The organism is Actinomadura sp. NEAU-AAG7 (assembly GCF_018603865.1).
Classification (GTDB): domain Bacteria; phylum Actinomycetota; class Actinomycetes; order Streptosporangiales; family Streptosporangiaceae; genus Spirillospora; species Spirillospora litoris.
The window spans coordinates 239,335-258,546 of sequence record NZ_JAHFZY010000006.1; the positions used below are offsets into that span (position 1 = coordinate 239,335).

The 19,212-nt window shown below is 74.5% G+C and carries 17 protein-coding genes; 4 read left to right on the forward strand and 13 right to left on the reverse strand.

Annotated features, from left to right (window positions below; all coding sequences use genetic code 11):
* Positions 1-58 precede the first annotated feature (58 nt).
* Complete coding sequence (locus KLI87_RS27440) at positions 59-979, reverse strand: 5'-3' exonuclease (RefSeq protein ID WP_214619258.1); 921 nt, start codon at positions 977-979, stop codon at positions 59-61.
* Between the two features lie 255 nt (positions 980-1,234).
* On the opposite strand from KLI87_RS27440, the gene KLI87_RS27445 reads away from it, so the two are divergent.
* Positions 1,235-2,344 (forward strand): Xaa-Pro peptidase family protein, encoded by a 1,110-nt coding sequence (locus KLI87_RS27445; protein ID WP_308166218.1) that lies wholly within the window; start codon positions 1,235-1,237, stop codon positions 2,342-2,344.
* A 123-nt stretch (positions 2,345-2,467) separates the two neighbouring features.
* On the opposite strand, the gene KLI87_RS27450 is transcribed toward KLI87_RS27445, so the two are convergent.
* Positions 2,468-3,733, reverse strand: coding sequence for an ABC transporter ATP-binding protein (locus KLI87_RS27450; RefSeq protein ID WP_156216755.1), 1,266 nt, complete (start codon positions 3,731-3,733; stop codon positions 2,468-2,470).
* A 148-nt stretch (positions 3,734-3,881) separates the two neighbouring features.
* Between KLI87_RS27450 and KLI87_RS27455 the strand changes: the two genes are divergently transcribed.
* Positions 3,882-4,955 carry a LacI family DNA-binding transcriptional regulator gene (locus KLI87_RS27455; protein WP_214619259.1) on the forward strand — a complete coding sequence of 358 codons (1,074 nt, stop codon included), beginning with the start codon at positions 3,882-3,884 and terminating at the stop codon, positions 4,953-4,955.
* 104 nt (positions 4,956-5,059) lie between these two features.
* Positions 5,060-5,500 (forward strand): Lrp/AsnC family transcriptional regulator, encoded by a 441-nt coding sequence (locus tag KLI87_RS41650; protein ID WP_214619260.1) that lies wholly within the window; start codon positions 5,060-5,062, stop codon positions 5,498-5,500.
* A 30-nt stretch (positions 5,501-5,530) separates the two neighbouring features.
* On the opposite strand, the gene KLI87_RS27465 is transcribed toward KLI87_RS41650, so the two are convergent.
* The 7 genes from KLI87_RS27465 to KLI87_RS27495 form a co-directional block, all read right to left on the reverse strand.
* Positions 5,531-6,439 carry a TIGR03619 family F420-dependent LLM class oxidoreductase gene (locus KLI87_RS27465; protein ID WP_214619261.1) on the reverse strand — a complete coding sequence of 303 codons (909 nt, stop codon included), beginning with the start codon at positions 6,437-6,439 and terminating at the stop codon, positions 5,531-5,533.
* A gap of 104 nt (positions 6,440-6,543) precedes the next feature.
* A complete protein-coding gene (locus KLI87_RS27470) occupies positions 6,544-7,554 on the reverse strand; it encodes a BadF/BadG/BcrA/BcrD ATPase family protein (RefSeq protein ID WP_308166220.1) in 1,011 nt (336 codons plus the stop codon).
* On the reverse strand, positions 7,542-8,798 hold the full coding sequence (locus tag KLI87_RS27475; RefSeq protein WP_156216753.1) for a 6-phospho-beta-glucosidase: 1,257 nt from the start codon (positions 8,796-8,798) through the stop codon (positions 7,542-7,544). The genes KLI87_RS27470 and KLI87_RS27475 overlap by 13 nt, the downstream gene beginning before the upstream one ends.
* On the reverse strand, positions 8,795-9,679 hold the full coding sequence (locus KLI87_RS27480; protein ID WP_214619262.1) for a carbohydrate ABC transporter permease: 885 nt from the start codon (positions 9,677-9,679) through the stop codon (positions 8,795-8,797). The genes KLI87_RS27475 and KLI87_RS27480 overlap by 4 nt, the downstream gene beginning before the upstream one ends.
* Entirely contained in the window at positions 9,676-10,686 is a 1,011-nt protein-coding gene (locus KLI87_RS27485; protein WP_308166221.1) for a sugar ABC transporter permease, read from the reverse strand. Before KLI87_RS27485 ends, KLI87_RS27480 begins: the two co-directional genes overlap by 4 nt.
* Positions 10,687-10,688: 2 nt before the next feature.
* Positions 10,689-12,020, reverse strand: coding sequence for an ABC transporter substrate-binding protein (locus KLI87_RS27490; protein WP_214619263.1), 1,332 nt, complete (start codon positions 12,018-12,020; stop codon positions 10,689-10,691).
* Between the two features lie 73 nt (positions 12,021-12,093).
* Positions 12,094-13,317, reverse strand: a complete 1,224-nt coding sequence (locus KLI87_RS27495; protein WP_214619264.1) for an ROK family transcriptional regulator — start codon at positions 13,315-13,317, stop codon at positions 12,094-12,096.
* A 439-nt stretch (positions 13,318-13,756) separates the two neighbouring features.
* Between KLI87_RS27495 and KLI87_RS27500 the strand changes: the two genes are divergently transcribed.
* Positions 13,757-14,920: an alkaline phosphatase PhoX gene (locus tag KLI87_RS27500; RefSeq protein WP_214619265.1), complete on the forward strand. Its 1,164-nt coding sequence runs from the start codon at positions 13,757-13,759 to the stop codon at positions 14,918-14,920.
* Positions 14,921-14,956: 36 nt separating this feature from the next.
* Here KLI87_RS27500 and KLI87_RS27505 read toward each other — a convergent pair whose 3' ends face one another.
* From KLI87_RS27505 to KLI87_RS27520, 4 genes are all read right to left on the reverse strand, one after another.
* Complete coding sequence (locus tag KLI87_RS27505; RefSeq protein ID WP_214619266.1) at positions 14,957-15,511, reverse strand: DUF1707 and FHA domain-containing protein; 555 nt, start codon at positions 15,509-15,511, stop codon at positions 14,957-14,959.
* A gap of 122 nt (positions 15,512-15,633) precedes the next feature.
* A complete protein-coding gene (locus KLI87_RS27510) occupies positions 15,634-16,845 on the reverse strand; it encodes an acyl-CoA dehydrogenase family protein (RefSeq protein ID WP_214619267.1) in 1,212 nt (403 codons plus the stop codon).
* Positions 16,842-17,933, reverse strand: coding sequence for a DUF3616 domain-containing protein (locus KLI87_RS27515; RefSeq protein WP_214619268.1), 1,092 nt, complete (start codon positions 17,931-17,933; stop codon positions 16,842-16,844). Before KLI87_RS27515 ends, KLI87_RS27510 begins: the two co-directional genes overlap by 4 nt.
* Before the next feature lie 43 nt (positions 17,934-17,976).
* Complete coding sequence (locus tag KLI87_RS27520) at positions 17,977-19,179, reverse strand: cytochrome P450 (protein WP_308166223.1); 1,203 nt, start codon at positions 19,177-19,179, stop codon at positions 17,977-17,979.
* Positions 19,180-19,212 lie beyond the last annotated feature (33 nt).

Below are 19,212 nucleotides of genomic sequence, written 5' to 3' on the forward strand. Positions count from 1 at the left end.
GGCGCGGGCGGTCCGGCGGGCGGGTCAGCGGGCGGTCAGCGGGCGGTCCGGCGGGCGGTCAGCGGGCGAGGGCGTTGAGGAGGCGGTTGACGGGGCCCGACAGGTTCCAGCGGTCGGCCAGCTCGACCAGCGCCTCGGGGTCGCGGGGCTCGGTGGGGAGCCGGTCGTGCAGGCCGGTCAGCTCGGGCGCGTCGATGTCGGTGACGACGCGGACCACCGTCTCGGCGGAGGCCAGGTACCCGCGGGCGGCCTCCATCCGGCGGCGCGCGCCCGCCGGGAAGCCCTCGTCGGTGCCCGCGTCCAGCGCGGCGAGGATCCCCGCGACCGACCCGAACCGGGTGACCAGCGCCGCCGCGGTCTTGTCGCCGACGCCCGGCACGCCGGGCAGCCCGTCGCTGGGGTCGCCGCGCAGCGTCGCGTAGTCGCCGTAGGCGCGGCCCGGGATGCGGTACTTCTCCGCGACCTCCTTCTCGCCCATGATCTGGAGGTTCCTGATGCCGCGCGCGGTGTACAGGACGGCGACGGGCCCGGCGTCGTCGACGAGCTGGAACAGGTCGCGGTCGCCGGTGACGATGTCGACCGGGCCCTCGGCGGCGCCGCGCACCGCGAGGGTGCCGATGACGTCGTCCGCCTCGTACCCGGCGACGCCCGCGCTGGCGAGCCCGAACGCGGCGAGGACGGCGTCGATCACCGGGAGCTGCGCCTCCAGCGCGTCGGGCGTCTGGTCGCCGCCGTCGTCGGCGACCCGGTGCGCCTTGTAGGACGGCAGCGCCGCGACCCGGAACTCGGGCCGCCAGTCGGCGTCCATGCAGCACACGAGCCGGTCGGGGGAGCGGTCCTGGACGAGCCGCGCGATCATGTCGACGAGGCCGCGCACCGCGTTCACCGGCGTCCCGTCGGGGGCGGTGACCGACTCGGGCACCCCGAAGAAGGCGCGGAAGTACAGCGACGGCGTGTCCAGCAGCATCAACCCGCTCATGCGCCCCATCGTCGCACGCCGGTACGACGGTCCCGGGCCGACCCGGGCGCGCGGGGGCGCGGGTGTCGCCGGCGGGGGCGGGCCGGGGCGCCGGGAGGCCGGGGTCCTTGGGATCCTGGTGGTGTGCCCGGGGCGGGCGTCCCGCCTCCGAGCACAGGTGAGACGACATAAGGCCAGGTCACAGGGAGGAGGGAGCGGCGGCACGCGGCGCGGTCGGCGCCGCGCGGTGCCGTCGCGACCGGCATGGAGACGGATGTGACGACGGAGTTGTATCCGCGCGAGCGCGTCGGACGGGTGCGGGAGGCCACGGCGCGGGCGGGCCTCGGCGCGGTGCTGCTGACGCCCGGCCCGGACCTGCGCTATGTCACCGGGTACGACGCGCTGCCGCTGGAGCGGCTGACCTGCCTGGTGGTGCCCGCCGCCGGGGAGCCGTTCATGATGGTGCCGAGGCTGGAGCTGCCCGCCGCGCGGGAGTCGCCCGCCGGGCGCCTGGACGTCGAGCTCGTCCCGTGGGACGAGACCGACGACCCGTTCGCGCTCGCCGCCGCGCGGCTGCCCCGCGACCTCGCGAGGGTGGGCGTGGCCGACCGGATGTGGGCGGTGATGGCGCTGCGGTTCCGCGCGGCGCTGCCGGGCGCCGAGCAGGTCGCGGCGGGCGAGGTGCTGCGGACGCTGCGGATCCGCAAGAGCGCCGCCGAGGTGGCGGCGCTGCGGGAGGCGGGCGCGGCGATCGACCGCGTCCACCGCCGCGTCCCCGGCCTCCTCAAGGCGGGGCGGACCGAGCACGAGGTCGCCCGCGACATCGCCGACGCGATCATCGCCGAGGGCCACGCCACCGTGGACTTCGTCATCGTCGGGTCCGGCCCGAACGGCGCCAACCCGCACGCCGAGCCGGGCGATCGCGTCATCGGCCCCGGCGAGCCCGTCGTGGTCGACATCGGCGGGACGATGCCGAGCGGCTACTGCTCGGACTCCACCCGCAACTACTGCGTCGGCGAGCCCCCGGCCGCGTACCTGGAGTACTACCGGGTGCTGGAGGAGGCGCAGCGGGCGTCGTGCGCGGCGGTCCGCCCCGGGGTCACGCCCGAGGCGGTGGACGCGGCGGGCCGCGACATCATCGCGGCGGCCGGGTACGGGGAGCACTTCTTCCACCGCACCGGCCACGGCATCGGCCTGGAGACCCACGAGGACCCCTACATCGTCGCGGGCAACCGGGAGCCGCTGGAGCCCGGCATGGCGTTCTCGGTCGAGCCGGGCATCTACCCGGGCCCGCACGGCGCGCGCATCGAGGACATCGTGGTGTGCACCGAGGACGGCCACGAGCCGATGAACACCACCGACCACGGCCTGGTGATCACCGGCTGACCCTCCGCCCGGCAGGGCGACGCCCACGGTCCGTGCGGGCCGTGGGCGTCGCCGTGCGGAGGGCGGTGTTACCTGGCGGTGGCTCCTCGGCGGTGGTCCTTGACGATGGCTGCGCGGCGGCGGCTACTTGCGGAGCGTGTCGGTGACGGTGTCGGCCGGGGACGCGGCGCCCGACGTGCCCGCCGCGTCCGGGTGCCCGATCGCCAGGCCGCTGGCCGGGTCGAAGAAGTGCAGCCGCGTGGTGTCCACGGCCAGGTCGACCTGCTGGCCGGGGCGGACGTGCGAGCGCGAGTTGACGCGCGCCGTCCACAGCGCCCGGTTGTCGATCAGCGGGATCGCCTCGGTCTCGCCCTCGGCGGCGTCCTCGGCCAGGTCGGCGGTGTCCTTGTGCTCGACCGGCGGCGCGTCGATCGCGAAGATCACGTTGATCTCGCTGCCCAGCTCCTCGGTGACGCTGCTCTTGACGGTCAGCGGCGCCCACGCGGAGTCGGCGTGCGCGGCGTCCTCGAAGTCCGACGGGCGGATGCCGAGGATCACCGTGCGGCCCACGTAGCTCTGCAGGCCCGGCTTGGCGGCGAGCACCGAGTCGGGCACCGGCAGCGAGAACCCGGCGAAGGAGATCCGCGCGCCGCCGCCGGCGCCGCCGGTCAGCTCGGCGGAGACGAAGTTCATCGCCGGGGAGCCGATGAAGCCCGCCACGAACAGGTTGACCGGGTTGTCGAACAGCCGCTGCGGGGTGTCGACCTGCTGCAGCTTGCCCTCGCGCAGCACGCACACCCGCGAGCCCAGCGTCATCGCCTCGACCTGGTCGTGGGTGACGTAGACGGTGGTGACGCCGAGCCGCTCGTGGAGCTGGCTCAGCGACGCGCGCATGGACACGCGCAGCTTGGCGTCGAGGTTGGACAGCGGCTCGTCCATCAGGAACGCGCGCGGCTCGCGGACGATCGCGCGCCCCATCGCCACGCGCTGGCGCTGGCCGCCCGACAGCGCGGCGGGCTTGCGGCCGAGGTACTGCTCCAGGCCGAGCATCTTGGCGGCCTCGTGGACCTTCTTGCGGATCTCGGCCTTGGGGGTGCCGCGCAGCTTCAGCCCGAACGCGAGGTTCTGCTCGACGGTCATGTGCGGGTACAGCGCGTAGTTCTGGAACACCATCGCGATGTCGCGGTCCTTCGGCGCGAGGTCGTTGACGACCTGGTCGCCGATCGAGACCTTGCCGCCGCTGATCTCCTCCAGCCCGGCGATCATCCGCAGCGCGGTCGACTTGCCGCAGCCGGACGGACCCACCAGGACCATGAACTCGCCGTCGCGGATCTCCAGGTCCAGGCCGTCCACGGCCTTGACGCCGCCCGCGTACACCTTGTCGACCCGGTCCAGCACGATCTTGGCCATCAGATCCTCCCGATGGAAACGTTTTCTATCCACCCTGTCCAACAGGGAATTTATGTCAGTCTCCGGAGTAAACAACATGGAATCGTTTCCAGGGGAGGCCGGGTCATGAGAAGATGATCGGAAGGCCGGGACGGGAGGGGGCGGGGTGGTGACGCAGCCGCGATCGGCGACGATCAAGGACGTGGCGGCCGCGGCCGGCGTCGGGATCGCCACGGTGTCGCGGGTGTTCTCCGGCACGGGCTCGGTGAGCGCGGCGACCCGCGAGCGGGTGCTGGCCGCCGCCCGCGAGCTGGACTACCGGCCGAGCGCCCTCGGCCGCGGCCTGAAGCTGCGCCGCAGCGGCGGCATCGGGCTGATCGTCCCGGACGTCACCGACCCGTTCTGCGCGGAGCTGGTCGCGGGCGTGCTCGCCTGCGCCCGCACGCTCGGCGAGCACGTCATCGTGGACGCCGCCCACGGCGACCCCGCCCGCGAGGCCGAGATCCTCGACCGGCTCGTCGAGCAGCGGGTGGACGGCGTCATCGCGGTGCCCGCCGGGCGGGAGGCCGACTGGCGCGCCGCCGCCCGGGTGTGCTCCAGCGTCGTGTTCGCCGACCGGGTCCTGCCGGGCCTGCCGGAGATCCCCGCGGTCCTCGCCGACGACGCGGGCGGCGTCCGCTCGCTCGTGGAGTACCTGGTCGGGCTCGGCCACCGCACGATCGCTTTCCTCGGCGCCGCGCCGCCCGGCGTCCCGCGCGAGGAGCCGGGGACGCCGCTCGGGGTGCGCGAGCGCGCGTTCCGCGACACGCTCGCGCAGCTGCGCGTCCCGGTCGAGGAGGACCTGGTCGTCGCGGCCCGCCCGGCGGGCGACGCCGCCTACGCGGCGGCCGCGGGCCTGCTGCAGCGGCGCGCCGACGTGACCGCCGTCCTGGCCGCCGGGCACCTGCTCGGCGAGGCCGCCGTGCTGGTCGCCCGCGAGCTGGACCTGCGGGTCCCCGCGGACGTGTCGATCGCGATGGTCGACGACGTCGCGTGGGCCGAGCTGTGCGACCCGCCGCTCACCGCGGTCGCGCGTCCCGCCCGCGACATCGGCTACCGGGCGTGCGAGCTGCTGCTGCGCGACCGGGCCCGGCGGGGCAGGGGAGGGCCGGTGCTGCTGCCGACCGAGCTGGTCGTGCGGGGGAGCTGCGGCGCGATCCGCACGGCCCGCGCGCCCGGCCGGGGCACGCCCCGCCACCCCTGAGCCCCGCGTTTCGGGCGGCGCCCGGCGCCGGGGACGCCGTTCTGTGGTCCGTTCTGTGATCCGACCGCCCCCGGGGAGGGCGCCCGGCACGCTAGATTTCCGGCGTGGAGGAGATCGATCGTCAGATCATGGCGCTGCTGGCCGATGACGGGCGGATGAGTTTCACCGATCTGGCCAAGGAGACCGGCCTGTCGGTGTCGGCCGTGCACCAGCGCGTCCGGCGGCTGGAGAAGCGCGGCGTGATCAAGGGGTTCACCGCGCAGCTCGACCACGAGCAGGTCGGGCTGCCGCTGACCGCGTTCGTGTCGATCAAGCCGACCGACCCCGCCGCGCCCGACGACGCGCCCGAGCGGCTCGCCCATCTCACCGCGATCGAGGCGTGCCACTCGGTGGCCGGGGACGAGAGCTACATCCTCAAGGTCCGCGTCGCGTCCCCCAACGAGCTGGAGGAGCTGCTCCAGCTCATCCGCGCGGCGGCGAACGTCGCGACCCGCACGACGGTCGTGCTGAGCACCCCCTGGGAGGGCCGCCGCCCCCGCCTGTGAGCGGCGCCTGTGAGCGGCGCCTGCGAGCGTTCAGACGGGCGCGAACGCCTCCAGCGCCTCGTGCGCGAGCCGTGTCGCGGCGTCCGGGTCGGCGTCCGGCCCGGTGACCTCGGGGTCGAAGTTCAGGTCGAGGAACGCCTCGGTGACGCCCTGCCGCTCCAGCGACGCGAGGTCGTCGCGGATCTCCTCGTGGGTCCCGGTGAGCGGCCTGCGGTCCTCTCCGCCCACCCCGCCGGGACGGATCCGGACGGCCGCCCGCGCAACGAACCGCAGCTCCGCGGCGTCCCGTCCCGCCTCCCGCGCCGCCGCGCGGACGGTCTCGATGGAGCGGCCGAGCGCGGCGGGGTCGGCGCGGCTGGAGCTGACCCAGCCCGCCGCGAGCCGCCCGGCCCGGCGCAGCGCCCGCTCGGACGCGCCGCCGAGCAGCACCGGCGGCCCCGCCGGCTGGAGCGGGCGCGGCTCCATGATCACCGGCGGGACGTCGTAGAACTCCCCGTGGTACTCCCCGGACCCGTGCCACAGCGCCCGGAGCACCGCGAGGAACTCCTCCGCGCGGGCGCCGCGCCGCTCCATCGAGGCGCCGAGCGCGGCGAACTCCTCGGGCATCCAGCCGAGCCCGAGCCCGAGGTCGAGCCGCCCGCCGCTGACGTGGTCGAGGGTGGCGGCCTGCTTGGCGAGCATCGCGGGCGCGTAGAAGGGCAGGTTGACCACGGCCACGCCGAGCCGCGCCCGCCGGGTGAACCCGGCGAGGTAGGCCAGCGTCACCAGCGGGTCGGGGACGGCGCGGTAGTCGCGCTCGGGGGAGCCGGCGGGGTTGAGCAGGCGCTGCAGCGTCCACAGCGAGTGGTAGCCGAGCTCCTCCGCGCGCCGCGCGATCTCCACCTGGTGGGCCGGGGTGGCCCACGCCCCCGACACCGGTACGGCGAACCCGATCAGCACGGCGCCTCCCTTGGTCTCCCGCTGCCCGTCTTCGCTCCGACCCTAGTACCGGCCCGCACCTTACAACGTCAAGGCGGCGGGCCGGTACGTCCTGCCGGTCGAGGTCAGCCCTCCCGGGAAGCGGTGCGGAAGGCGGCCCGGAAGGTCTGGTGGACGGCGGCCGGGGCGTCGAGCTGGTCGAGGCCGAGGAGCGCGGCGCCGAGCAGCGGGGGGTCCTCGGGGACGAGGAGGCGGGTGCGGGGGGCGGCGTCGGCGTAGCGCTCGGCGACCGCGTCCATCAGCAGGGGGCGGCGGGCGCGCAGGATCCCCCCGCCGAGGACGACCTCGGCGGGGGAGTCCTCAAGCCCGAGGCGGCGCAGGATCACGGACCCGAGCAGCGCGATCTCCTCGGCGAGCCGGAACACGACCTCGCGGGCGACCGGGTCGCCCGCCTCGGCGGTGTCCAGCAGCAGCGGCGCCAGCTCGGTGAGGTTCTCCCGGTCGAAGTCGCCGTCGTGCATGCCGAGGCCGACGTCGATGGCGCGCTCGACGCCGTAGTGCGCGGCGACGGCGGCGGTGAGCGCGGTCTCGGGACCCCGGCCGTCCTCGCCGCGGATGCCGTGCCACAGCGCCGCGCGGCCGAGTTCGCCGCCGCCGCCCCAGTCGCCGGTGTGGGGGCCGAGCGAGGGGAAGCGGGCGGTGCGGCCGTCGGGGGCGATGCCGGCGCAGTTGATGCCCGCGCCGCACACGACGGCGACGCCCCAGCCCTCGGTGACGGCGCTGCGCAGCAGCGCGAGCGTGTCGTTGCCGACCCGGACGCTCGGCGCCGGGCCGCGCGCCAGCAGCAGCTTCTCCAGCCGCTCCTCCTCGGCGGGCAGGTCCACGTTCGCCATGTACGCGGCGAGGTGCGCGACGTCGCCGCGCTCGACCCCGGCGCGCTCCACCACGGCGTCGATGACCCCGGCGAGCGACTCCAGCGCGACGTCGAACCCGGTGGTCTTCGGCCGGAACCCCGGGCCGCGCGCGGTGGCGAGAAGCTCGCCGCCTGGCCCCGCCACGGCCGCGTCGATCTTGCTGTTGCCGCCGTCCACGGCGATGAGGACGCCGCCCGGACGGCCGGGGGTCACCTCGCCCACGGCAGGTGCTCGCGGTTGGCGGCGACGAGGTCGCCGGCGAGCCTGTCGGCGAGGTCGGCCTGCCCGACCAGGGGGTGGGCGAGCAGCGCGCGGGCGACGCGGTCCACGCCGCCGCGCAGCGCCGCGTCCAGCGCCAGCTCCTCGTAGGCCGACACGTGCGCGACGAGCCCGGCGAACAGCGGCTCCAGCGGCGGGACCGGCAGCGGCTCCGGCCCGGTCGCGGTGATCCGCGCGGGCACCTCGATGACGGCGCGGTCGTCGAGGAAGGGCAGCGTCCCGCCGTTGCGGACGTTCACGACCTGGGCGTCGCCGCGCCCGGTGAGCAGGGACGCGGCGAGCTGCACGGCGGCCTCGGAGTAGAACGCGCCGCCGCGCTCCTCCAGCCGGGCCGGCTTGGTGTCCAGGGCGGGGTCGGCGTACATGTCGAGGAGGTCGCGTTCGAGGGCGGCGACCTCCTCGGCGCGGGAGCGGGCGCCGCGCAGCTCCTCCACGACCTGGTCGTGCCGGTAGAAGTAGCGCAGGTAGTAGGACGGGACGGCGCCGAGCCCGCGGATGAACGCGGCGGGCATGCTGGCGGCGCCGGCGAGGTCCTCGGCGTGCTCCTCCAGCAGCTTCGGCAGCACGTCGGCGCCGTCCACGTCGATCGAGCGGACCCAGGTGAGGTGGTTGAGCCCGGCGTGGCCGAGGCTCACCCGCTCGGGCGGGACGTCCAGGAGCTTCGCGGCGCGGCGCTGGACGCCGATCGCGACGTTGCACAGCCCGGCGGTGCGGTGGCCCGCGTCCAGCAGGGCGCGGGTGACGATGCCGACCGGGTTGGTGAAGTCGATGATCCACGCGTCGGGGGCGAGGGCGGTGACGCGCTCGGCGATGTCCAGGACGACCGGGACGGTCCGCAGCGCCTTGGCGAGCCCGCCCGCGCCGGTGGTCTCCTGCCCGACGCAGCCGCAGGCGAGCGGCAGCGTCTCGTCGACGTGCCGGGCCGCCTGCCCGCCGACGCGCAGCTGGAGCAGCACCACGGTCGCGCCCTCCACGGCCGCGTCGAGGTCGCCGGTGGTCACCACCGCGGCGGGGTGCCCGGCGCGGGCCAGCATGCGCCGGGCGAGGCCGCCGACCAGCTCCAGCCGCCCGGCGTCGGGGTCGGCGAGGACGAGCTCGGACACCGGAAGGTCCGCGCGCATCCGCGCGAGCCCGTCCACCAGTTCGGGGGTGTAGGTGGAACCACCCCCGATGACAGTCAGCTTCAACCCTTCACTCCCGTCAGAGTCACACCCTGGATGAACACGCGCTGGGCGAGCAGGAACACCACCAGCACGGGCATGATGGTCAGCAGCGTCGCCGCCATCGTGAGGTTCCATTCGACGTGGTGGGCGGCGCGGAAGGTCGCGACGCCGATGGCGAGCGTCCAGTGCTCGGGCTTGGCGTACACGAGCGGCCCGTAGTAGTCGTTCCAGCAGTAGAAGAACTGGAACAGCGCGACCGCGGCGAGCGCGGGGCGCGCCATCGGCAGCACGACCCGCAGCATCGTCCGCAGCTCCCCGCAGCCGTCGACGCGCGCGGCGTCGGCGTACTCGCGGGGGATCGTGATGAGGAACTGCCGCAGCAGGAAGATCGAGAACGCGTCGCCGAACAGCTGCGGGATGATCAGCGGCCAGAGCGTCCCGGTGAGGTGGAAGCGGGACCACACGATGTACAGCGGCACCATCGTCACCTGCGGCGGCAGCATCATCGCCGAGATCACCACGACCAGGGCGGCGTTGCGGCCGCGGAACCGGAAGCGGGCCAGCGCGTAGGCGACCGGGACGCTGGAGACCAGCATGAACGCCGTGGACAGCCCCGCGTACATGGTGCTGCTGAGCGTCCAGCGGACCATGTCGCCGGTGAACACGCGCCGGAAGTTCTCGAAGTGCCACTCGCGGGGCCAGATCTGGTCGCTGAGGGCCTGCTCGTCGCTCATCACGGCGGTGAGGAACATGAACACCAGCGGCGCGAGGAACATCACCGCGAGCGCGACGGCGATGGCGTGGGTGGCGAGCCACAGCAGCATCCGGCGGGAGCGGGGCGCGCGGAGCCGCGCGGCCCGCCGCCGGTGCGGCGAGGCGCCCGCCGTGGACGGTGCGGCGCTCATCCGGCCTCCTCTCCGGCGAAGGCGTTGAACTGCCGGAGCAGGACGAGCGTGAACGCCATCGCCACGACGAACATGACCAGCGCGAGCACGCACGCGTAGCCCATGTTGAACTGCCGGAACCCCTCGTCGTAGAGCCACTGCGGGAACGTCAGCGTGGACCCGCCGGGGTAGCCGGGCGCGAAGCTGGTGCCGGCGAGGTCGGCCTGCCCGGAGGCGACCTTGGCCGCCACCAGCGCCTGCGTGAAGTACTGGAGGGTCTGGATGACGCCGGTGACGGCGGAGAACGCCAGCACCGGCGAGACGGTCGGCAGCGTGATGTGCCGGAACCGGGCCCAGGCGCCGGCTCCGTCGATCGCGGCGGCCTCGTACAGCGACGCCGGGACGTTCAGCAGCGCCGCGAGCAGGATGATCATGACGTCGCCGACGGCCCACAGCCCGAGCAGGCCGAGGCCGGGCTTGGCCCAGGCGGAGTCGTTGAAGAAGTCGGGCAGCGAGACCCCGAGCCGGTCGGCGATCACCGGGAACGGGCCGGTGCCGGGGTTCAGCACGTACACGAACGCGACCGTGGCCGACACCGGCGGGATCAGGTAGGGCAGGTAGAACACCGACCGCAGCAGCGCGCCGCCCCGCTTGACGCGGGTGAGGAGCTGGGCGACGCCGAGCCCGAACACCACCCGCAGCGGCACGACGATCGCGACGAGCCACAGGGTGTTGCGCATCGCCGTCCAGGCGTCGTCGTCGCGCAGCAGGAACTTGTAGTTGTCGAACCCGACGTACTCCAGCGTGAACAGGTTGTAGCGGGTGAAGGAGAAGTAGACGGTGGCGGCGAGCGGGTAGGCGAAGAACATCCCGAACCCGATCAGCCACGGCGACAGGAAGGCCAGCACCCGGAGCCTGCGGCGGCGGCGCGCGCGGGGCGCCGCGTGCCCGCGGCCGCCGGGCCCGGCGCGGCGCGCCGAGCCCCGGACGCGGCCGCCGGAGGGGGCGCGCGGCGCGACGGAGGTCACCCTCAGCCCCCGGCCAGCTTCAGCGACTCGTCGACCTTCCCGTCGAGGTCCTTGAGCGCCTGGTCGAGGTCGGACACCTTCCCCGGCTCCCACTGGTCCTGGACGAACTGCTGGAACTTCACGACGTAGTCGTTGCCGTTGGGCGTCGGTGGTGTGGTGAAGGAGTTCGGGTTCTTGAAGACCTGGAGGAAGGTCTGGAACTGGGGCGGCAGCGCCAGCTGGGGCGAGCCGAGCGAGGTGATCGTGGTGGGGACGTTGCCGAGCGCGTTGGCGAAGGTGACCAGCGAGGTGGTGTCGGTGGTGAGGTACCTGACGAACTCCCAGGCGGCCTGGGCGTGCTTGGCGCCGCGCGGGATCCCGATGACCGTGCCGATGACGAAGCCGCCGCCGTAGCGCGCCTGCTGGCCGTCGGGGACGGGCGCGGGCGCGGTGCCGTAGTCGACGTTGGGCGCCTCCTCCTGCATGAACTTGGTGCGCCACTCGCCGTCGACGGCCATCGCGACCTGCCCCTTCTCGAAGGGGTTGGACGACTCGAACTCCTGGCCGATCGAGCGCAGGAACTTCTTGACGTTGTTGTAGCCGTACCAGTCGATCAGGCTCTTGTTCCATTGCAGGTAGGCGCGGAAGGCCGGGTCTCCCGCGAAGTTGGCCTTCCCCGCCGGGGTCAGCCACTTCGCGCCCCACTGGCTGGCGAGGTGCTGCGCCTGGTGCTCGTAGTACTGGACGGACGGCAGGAACCCGGCGACGCGGATCGTCCCGTCCGGGTCGCGCTTGGTGAGCTTCTTGGCGAGCGCTGTCAGCTCGGTGAACGTCTTCGGCGGCTGCTCGCCCTTCATCAGCGCCTTGTTGTAGTAGAGGCCGTAGGTGTCGGCGAGCAGCGGCATCGCGCAGCGGCGACCCTTGTACCGCGTGTACTCCTGGACGACCTTCGGGAACTGGTTCAGGTCCAGCTTCGACTTGGAGACGTAGGGGTTGAGGTCCTGCCAGGCGCCGCTCTGGCACCACTGCCCGACGCTGTCGGTGGTGAAGGAGGACACGACGTCGGGCGGGTTCCCGCCCCGGATGGCGTTGGAGATGCGCTCGTCGGTCTGGTCCTTGACCAGCTTGACGGTGATGTTGGGGTGGGCCTTGTGGAACCCGGCGGCGGCGGACTCGAACGCCTTCACCTCGTGGGCGGCGCTCCAGCCGTGCCAGACCTCGATGGTCTGCTTCTCCCCGGCGTCCGGTCCGCTGCCGGACTGGTCGCCGCCGCCTCCGGCGGTGCAGGCGGCCGTGAGGCCGAGCGCCGCGGCGGCGAGGGCCGCCGCGAGACGGCGCGGTGTGGTGGTGGGCACTCCGGTTCTCCTTCGGGGGAGGGACGGCCGGTGCCGCCGTCCGAGGGGGGCGGGGTCTAGGGGGCGGCGGGGGTCAGGGGGCGGTGGTGGAGAAGACCTCCTCACGGGTCTCCTGGAGTGCCTGCTGGAGGGCCCCGGCCAGGACGGGGTTGCCCTGGACGGAGCTGATCCGCACCTTCGGGCGCGGGATCGTCAGGCTGTGCAGGTGCTGCTCGACGCGGGCGCGCAGCGGCTCCCCGCCGGCGTGCAGGACGTCGCCGGTGAGGACGACGAGGGCGGGGTCGAGGACGCCGACGACGGTGGCGAGCGTGACGCCGAGCCGGGAGGCCAGCTCGGTCAGCGCCCGTTCGGCGCGGGCGCCCGCGTCGGCGGCGGTGCGGGTGCCGGTCGGGGCCGCGCCGACGGTGGCGGCGGCGCGGCGCAGGACGGCGGCGGCGTCGCGGCCCCGGAACCCGTGCTCGCGCAGCAGCCGCAGCACCGCCACGCCGCCGGTGAGGCTGTGCACGCCGCCGGTGTGGGTGCGGCGCACGTCCCGCATGAGGGGCGCCCCGACGGCGGGCATGTAGCCGATCTCGCCCGCGCCGCCGGTCGCGCCGCGGTGCAGGGCGCCGTTGAGGACGACGGCCATGCCGACGCCGTCGGCGACCCACAGCAGCACGAAGTCGCCCGCGCCGGCGGCGCGCCCGCCCGCCAGCTCGGCCAGCGCGGCGAGGTTCACGTCGTTCTCGATCGCGACCGGCACGCCGAGGCCGCCGCTCAGCGTGCCGACCAGGTCGGGGATGTGCCAGCCGGGGATGTGCGCGGCGTAGCCGAGGCGGCCGGTGCCCGGGTCGACGGCGCCCTGGATGCCGATGACGGCGCGGTCGAGGTCCGCGCGGGTCAGGCCCGCGTCCTTGGCGGCGCCGTCCAGCGCCTCGCCCATCCGCGCCACCACGTCCACCCGGATGCGGCCGGGGGTCTCCAGGGTGTGGGCGCCGACGACCGTCCCGGCGAGGTCGGCGACCGACACGCTGATCCGGGCCGGGGTGACGTCGGCCCCGGCGACGTGCGCGGCGGCGGCGTTGAGCCGGTACAGCCCGGCGGTGCGGCCCGGCAGGCCCGCGCGCGTCCCGTCCCGGACGACGAGCCCCGCCTCCTCCAGCCGCGCCAGCAGCTGGGACGCGGTGGGCTTGGAGATCCCGGTCAGCTCCGACAGCTCCGGCCGGGTGAGCGGGCCCCGCGCGAGCAGGGCCTCCAGCGCGGCGCGGTCGTTGATGGCGCGCAGCAGGCTGGGCGTTCCCGGGACCGGTGCGGGCACGGTACTCCCTCCGAGTTAGGAAGGTTTCCTAACTCGGAGGAGAAAGTAAGGAGTACGCACGGCCGCGTCAAGACCCGGGCCGGGAGCGGACGCCCGCCGTGCGGACGCCCGGTGGGCCCTCCCGAGGGGCGGCGCCATCGTGGGAAACGCGGAACCAATTCACGGGCGACAAGGGCGTGCGGTCGCGTCGCGCGACGAATGTGGACCTCGTTTTCGGGTGCGGGGCGATGACATTTCCGCGGCCACTTCCCCCATCTCCTGTTGTTGCGGTTCCGTTCGCTGAACAGGACAATTACGGTTAACGGTAAGTAGTGCACGGGTCATTATCCGTTAAGATCCCCTACCGCGAAATGACCGCCCGACTGCCTAGCTTTTTCCGTGGTCGTCATCGGCGGCCGTCTCTCCTTCGAGCCCCACCTCGGTCAGAGAGGTCTCGCCCATGGAACACCGTTCACTCTCCCGCCCGCCGGCGGCCGGCGCCGGCGCGCTCGCCTTCTCCGGAAGCCTGTGGCGCGGGGCGGCCCTCACCTCCGCGGCCCTCACCGACCCCGCATCCCCCTACGGCCCGCTCGGGCCCCCCGACGCGGGCGGCGTCGCGCTGCCCGAGGGCTTCACCGCCCGGGTCGTCGCCCGGTCCCGGCGGACCGTGACCGGCACGGCCTTCACCTGGCACGACGCCCCGGACGGCGGCGCGTGCTTCTCCGACGGCACGGGCTGGATCTATGTGTCCAACGCCGAGGTCGGGGCCGGGGGCGGCGGCGCGTCGGCGCTGCGCTTCGGCCCCGGGGGCAACATCACCTCGGCGTACACGATCCTGTCGGGCACCAGTCGCAACTGCGGGGGCGGCGCCACGCCCTGGAGCACCTGGCTGTCGTGCGAGGAGACCGCCGCCGGACACGTCTGGGAGACCAGCCCCTGGGGCGGCCCCGCCGTCCGCCGCCCGGCGATGGGGCGCTTCAACCACGAGGCCGCGGCGGCGGATCCGGTCCGCGAGGTCGTCTACCTCACCGAGGACGAGCCCGACGGCGGGTTCTACCGCTTCGTCCCGGACGCCTGGGGCGACCTGTCGTCGGGGACGCTGCAGGTCCTCGCGGCGGGCGCCGCGACGTCCGGGCCGTTCACCTGGGAGGCCGTGCCCGATCCCGGCGGGTCGCCGCGCGCCGTCCGCGAGCAGGTGCCCGGGATGAAGGCGTTCGACGGCGGCGAGGGCTGCCACTGCGCGGGCGGCGCCGTCTGGTTCACGACCAAGGGCGACGGCCGCGTCTGGCGGGTGGACCTGCTCGGCGGCACCTACGCGCTCGCCTGCGACGGCGGCGTCGCCGTCCCGGGCCGGGGGCCGCTGGCCCGGCTGGACGGCATCACCGGCTCCTCCTCGGGCGACCTGTACGTCGCCGAGGACGGCGGCGCCATGGAGATCCGCGTGATCACACCGGACGGCGGAGTCTCGGTGTTCCTGCGGGTGAGCGGCCAGAGCGCCTCGGAGCTGTGCGGCGCGGCGTTCAACCCCGCCGGGGACCGGATGTACTTCTCCTCCCAGCGCGGCACGAGCGGGTCGCCGTCGGGCGGCATCACCTACGAGGTCCGCGGTCCGTTCCGCACGTGACCGCGACCGCCTCCGACGGGCGGGGCCGGGGGCGCGTCAGGGGGCGCCGGGCAGCGGCGCCGCGACGATGAAGGCGGCGTTGCCGAAGCCGACCTCGTCGCCGGGGCGGACGCGCGCCGGGGCGGTCAGCCGCCAGCCGTTGACCCGGGTGCCGTTCATCGAGCCGAGGTCGGAGATCATCCATCCCTCCTCGGCGCCGTAGATCTCGGCGTGGAACCGGGACACGGTCAGGTCGGTGAGGATGAACTGGCAGCCCGGGGCGCGGCCCACGACGATGCGGGACGCCTCGCCGGGCGGCAGCGTGAAGCGGGGCAGCCGGGGCGCCCGCCAGGCCGCCTCGATCCGCGCGGTCACCTGCGACACCGAGGAGATGATGCCGGTCAGCCGGCCGAGCACCCGGCCGGCGGGCGGCAGGTCGTGCACGATGTCGGCCAGCTCGGCCTGGCTGCGCGCCCGCAGCACCTGGTCGACGCGGCGCTCGAACGTCTCGTGCGACATCCGTCCCTCGGCGACGCGTTCGCCGAGCACGCGCAGGACCCGGTCGCGTTCCATGTCGGACGCCCGCACCGGATATGAGGGCCGACCGTCCATGCTGTGAGTATCCAGTTCCCGTCGACGCCTGTCCAGAAAAAGCGAGGGGCCGGGCGATCGCCCTCACCCGCCCCCCACCGCCTTCGATGCCGGGCCCTCCGGAAAAGTTCGGGCCGGCGGGGTCAATGTTCGTCGTCGTCTTCTTCGTGGCGCGAGAGGAGGTCGCGCGCGATGTGCGTCACCTGGATCTCGTCGGTGCCCGCGTAGATCTGGAACGAGCGGGCGTCGCGGGCGAGCTGCTCCACCCGGTACTCGCTCATGTAGCCGTTGCCGCCGAACAGCTGCACGGCCTCCTGCGCGACCTCGCTCGCGGCGCGCGCCGCGTACAGCTTCATCGCCGACGCCTCGGCGAGCGTGGGCGACCGGCCGGCCCGCTGCATCTCGACGTGGCGGAACACCAGGTTCTGGACGTTGAGCCGCGCGACCTCCATCGTGGCCAGCTTGAGCTGGATGAGCTGGAAGTCGCCGATCGGCCGCCCCCACAGCTCGCGGTCCCGCGCGTACTCCACCGACAGCTTCAGGCACTCCTCGATGACGCCGAGCGCCATCGCGGCGACCCCGGCGCGCTCGGTGACGAAGTTCTGCCGCGCCGACTCCTTGCCGCCGCCCGCGCCGGAGGCCAGCAGCCGGTCGGCGCCCGCGCGGACGCCGTCCAGGAACAGCTCGCCGGTGGGGGAGGAGTGCAGGCCCATCTTGCGCAGCGGCCCGGTCTGCTCCAGGCCCTCCATGCCGCGGTCGAGGACGAAGGTGAGGATCTCCCGGTCGCGCGGCTCGCGCCCGTCGTCGAGCTTGCAGTACAGGACGACGGTGTCGGCGTAGGGGCCGTTGGTGATGAACGTCTTGGCGCCGTCGATGACGTACCCGTCGCCGGAGCGCCGCGCGGTGGTGCGCATCCCGCCGAACGCGTCGGAGCCCGACCCGGTCTCGGTGATCGCCCACGCGCCGACCTTGTCGAGCGTGAGCAGGTCCAGGCCCCAGCGCCGGCGCTGCTCGGCGGTGCCCCGCTTCATGATCGTTCCGGCGGCGAGGCCGAGGCTGACGCCCAGCGCCGAGACCAGGCCGGGCGCGACCCGGCACATCTCGATGACGGGCAGCAGCGTCATCGCCGGGTCCGCGCCGCGCTCACCCTCCGCCTTCCGTTCGCCGGACCGCCGGGCGTGGAAGGAGGAGCGCGCCATCTCGTCCAGGCCGAACGTCCGGTACAGGTTCCGCAGGAGCCCGTAGGGCGGCAGCTCGCCGGACTCCAGCGCGTCCAGATGCGGGCGGACCTCCGCGTCGACCCAGCCGCGCACCGCGTCCCGGATCATCAGGTCGTCGCCCGACCATTCGATCATGGAAGCACGATCACGTCGGCGAGGACGCCGCCGTCGGCGGTGAGCCGGGCGGGGGAGGGGCTGTCGTAGACGACCAGGACGCGGAGGCCGGAGCCGTCGGGCTCGTCCAGCACGGCGATGCCCTCGGCGTGGTCGTCGCCGTCGCCGTAGGGCAGCTCGCCCAGCACCTCCAGCTCGGACGCGGGGACGATCTCGGCGGCGTCGGTCTTGGCCGCGCCGCGCCACCGCACGACGCGGACCGGCCCGTCCAGGTCCATGCTGGGGCCGGTGAGGATGAGCAGGTCGTCGCCGTGCGGGCACAGGTCGCGGATGCCGAGCCCGCCGAGGTCGAGGAAGTGGGTGCGGTACAGCTCGTCGTCATCGTCGCCGACCGGCAGCGCCCGCAGCCGCCGGGGGTCGCGGCGGTCCGTGCCGGGGCGGATCTCGACCAGGACGGCCCAGCCGCGCAGCACGGGCCCGCGCAGGCCGATGTAGAGGCGGTCGCCGTGCGCGGCGATGCCCTCGACGTCGAGGCCGTTGTCCTTGCTCGGGATCGACAGGAACGGCGCCAGGTGGGGGTCGTCGGCGAGCAGGTCGGTGAGGGAGTCGCCGCGCCCGCCGAGGACGGCGGCGGTGCGGGTGCCGCCCTCGCCGGGGGCGTCGGGGGCGACCTCGGGCAGCCCGTCCTCCCCGGGGACCAGGGGGAGCCGCGCGATGATGTAGCGGTTGTCCTCGCGGACGACCGTCGCCAGCCGCTTGCGGGCCTTCGCGCCGGACTGCCCCGGCTTGATCTTCTTGCGCTTGAGGCTGTGCGAGCCGATCGCCCACAGCCATCCGTCGGCGCGGGCCAGGCCCTCGATGTCGGCCTCCTCGTCGGGGCCCGCGGGCAGCGGGACGAGGTCGGCCAGCGCGACCGTGACGTGCTCGCCGTACCCGGTGACCCGGCCGTCCGCGCCGGTCACGGCCGTGAGCCGCTCGATGGTGGCGGTCTCGTCGCCGGCCGTCCACAGGCAGCGGCCGTCGCGGCGCACGGCGGACAGGTTGGTGTGGGTCTCGGCGTCCCGGCTCTCTTGGCCGAAACGCAGCTCGACCTGGCGTTCCACGATCATTTGGAGATGTTCCCACAAACGCCGCGCGGTCAGGGCGGCGCGGTCATGCGGGCGCGTCCCACCGGACGTGCAGGTGCGGCGGCTTGCGGAACACCAGCCCGTGCGGCGCGGACGGCCGGGACGGGTCGAGCCGCAGGCCGGGCAGCCGGTCCAGCAGGGCGGCGAGCGCGGTGCGGGCCTCCAGCCGCGCGAGGGGGGCGCCGAAGCAGAAGTGCGGGCCGTGCGCGAACGCCAGGTGCTCGGCGGCGTCGGCGCGCCGGATGTCGAACCGGTCGGGGTCGGCGAAGACCGCCGGGTCGCGGTTGGCGCCCGCCAGCGACACCCGCACCAGGTCGCCGGCCTGGACGCTCGCCCCGCCGAGCACGACGTCGCGGGTGGCGTAGCGGTCGACGACCGACGCCGAGGGCTCCAGCCGCAGCGACTCCTCGACGGCGGCGGGCAGCAGGCCGGGGTCCTCCAGGACGAGCCGGAGCTGCTCGGGGTGCCCGAGCAGGTGGAACGCCAGGTTGGCGACCATGCCCTCGGTGGTGTCGATGCCGCCGAACATCAGGACGGCGGTGTTCGCGACGACCTCGGCGGTGTCGAGCCCGGAGGGGTGGCGGGCGGCCTCGGCGAGCAGCGAACCGGGGGAGTCGGCGCGGATCGCCTCGACGACCGCGTCGCGGAGCAGCGCGTACGCCTGGCTGGAACGTTCCGGTGCGGTGCCGCCGGCGGTGATCGCGGAGACGGCCTCGACGAACGCCCCGTACCAGGAGCGGACGGTCGCGGCGTCCACGCCGTCCAGGCCGAGGGCCTCGGCGACGACCGCGACGGCGAGCGGGCCGGCGAGGTCGCCGCGCAGCTCGGCCCGTCCCGCCGGGGCCAGGGCGCCCACCAGCCGGTCGACCTCGGCCTCGACGAACGCGGTGAACCGCTCGCGGGTGCGGGCGGGGCGCAGCGGCCGGGCGAACGGGTCGCGGTGCCGAGTGTGGTCCGGGCCGTCCAGCGACAGCATGCTCGGCCCGACGACCTGGGCGGTGGAGAAGCGCGGGTCGTCGACGGTGAACACCGGCGCCTCGCGCATCACCCGCAGCGCGAGGGCGTGCGAGGTCACCAGCCAGCCGTCGAGGGCGGGCAGCCAGGACACCGGCTCGCCCGCGCGCAGCCGCGCGAGGAGGGGGTGCGGGTCGTCCTCGATCTCGGCGACGGTCGCGGACGCGCCGACCGGGTACCGGGCCGCGAGGTCGCGCGCGTTCAGGGAGGTCACCCGTCCGAGGATAGGCACTCGCGGGACCGCCCC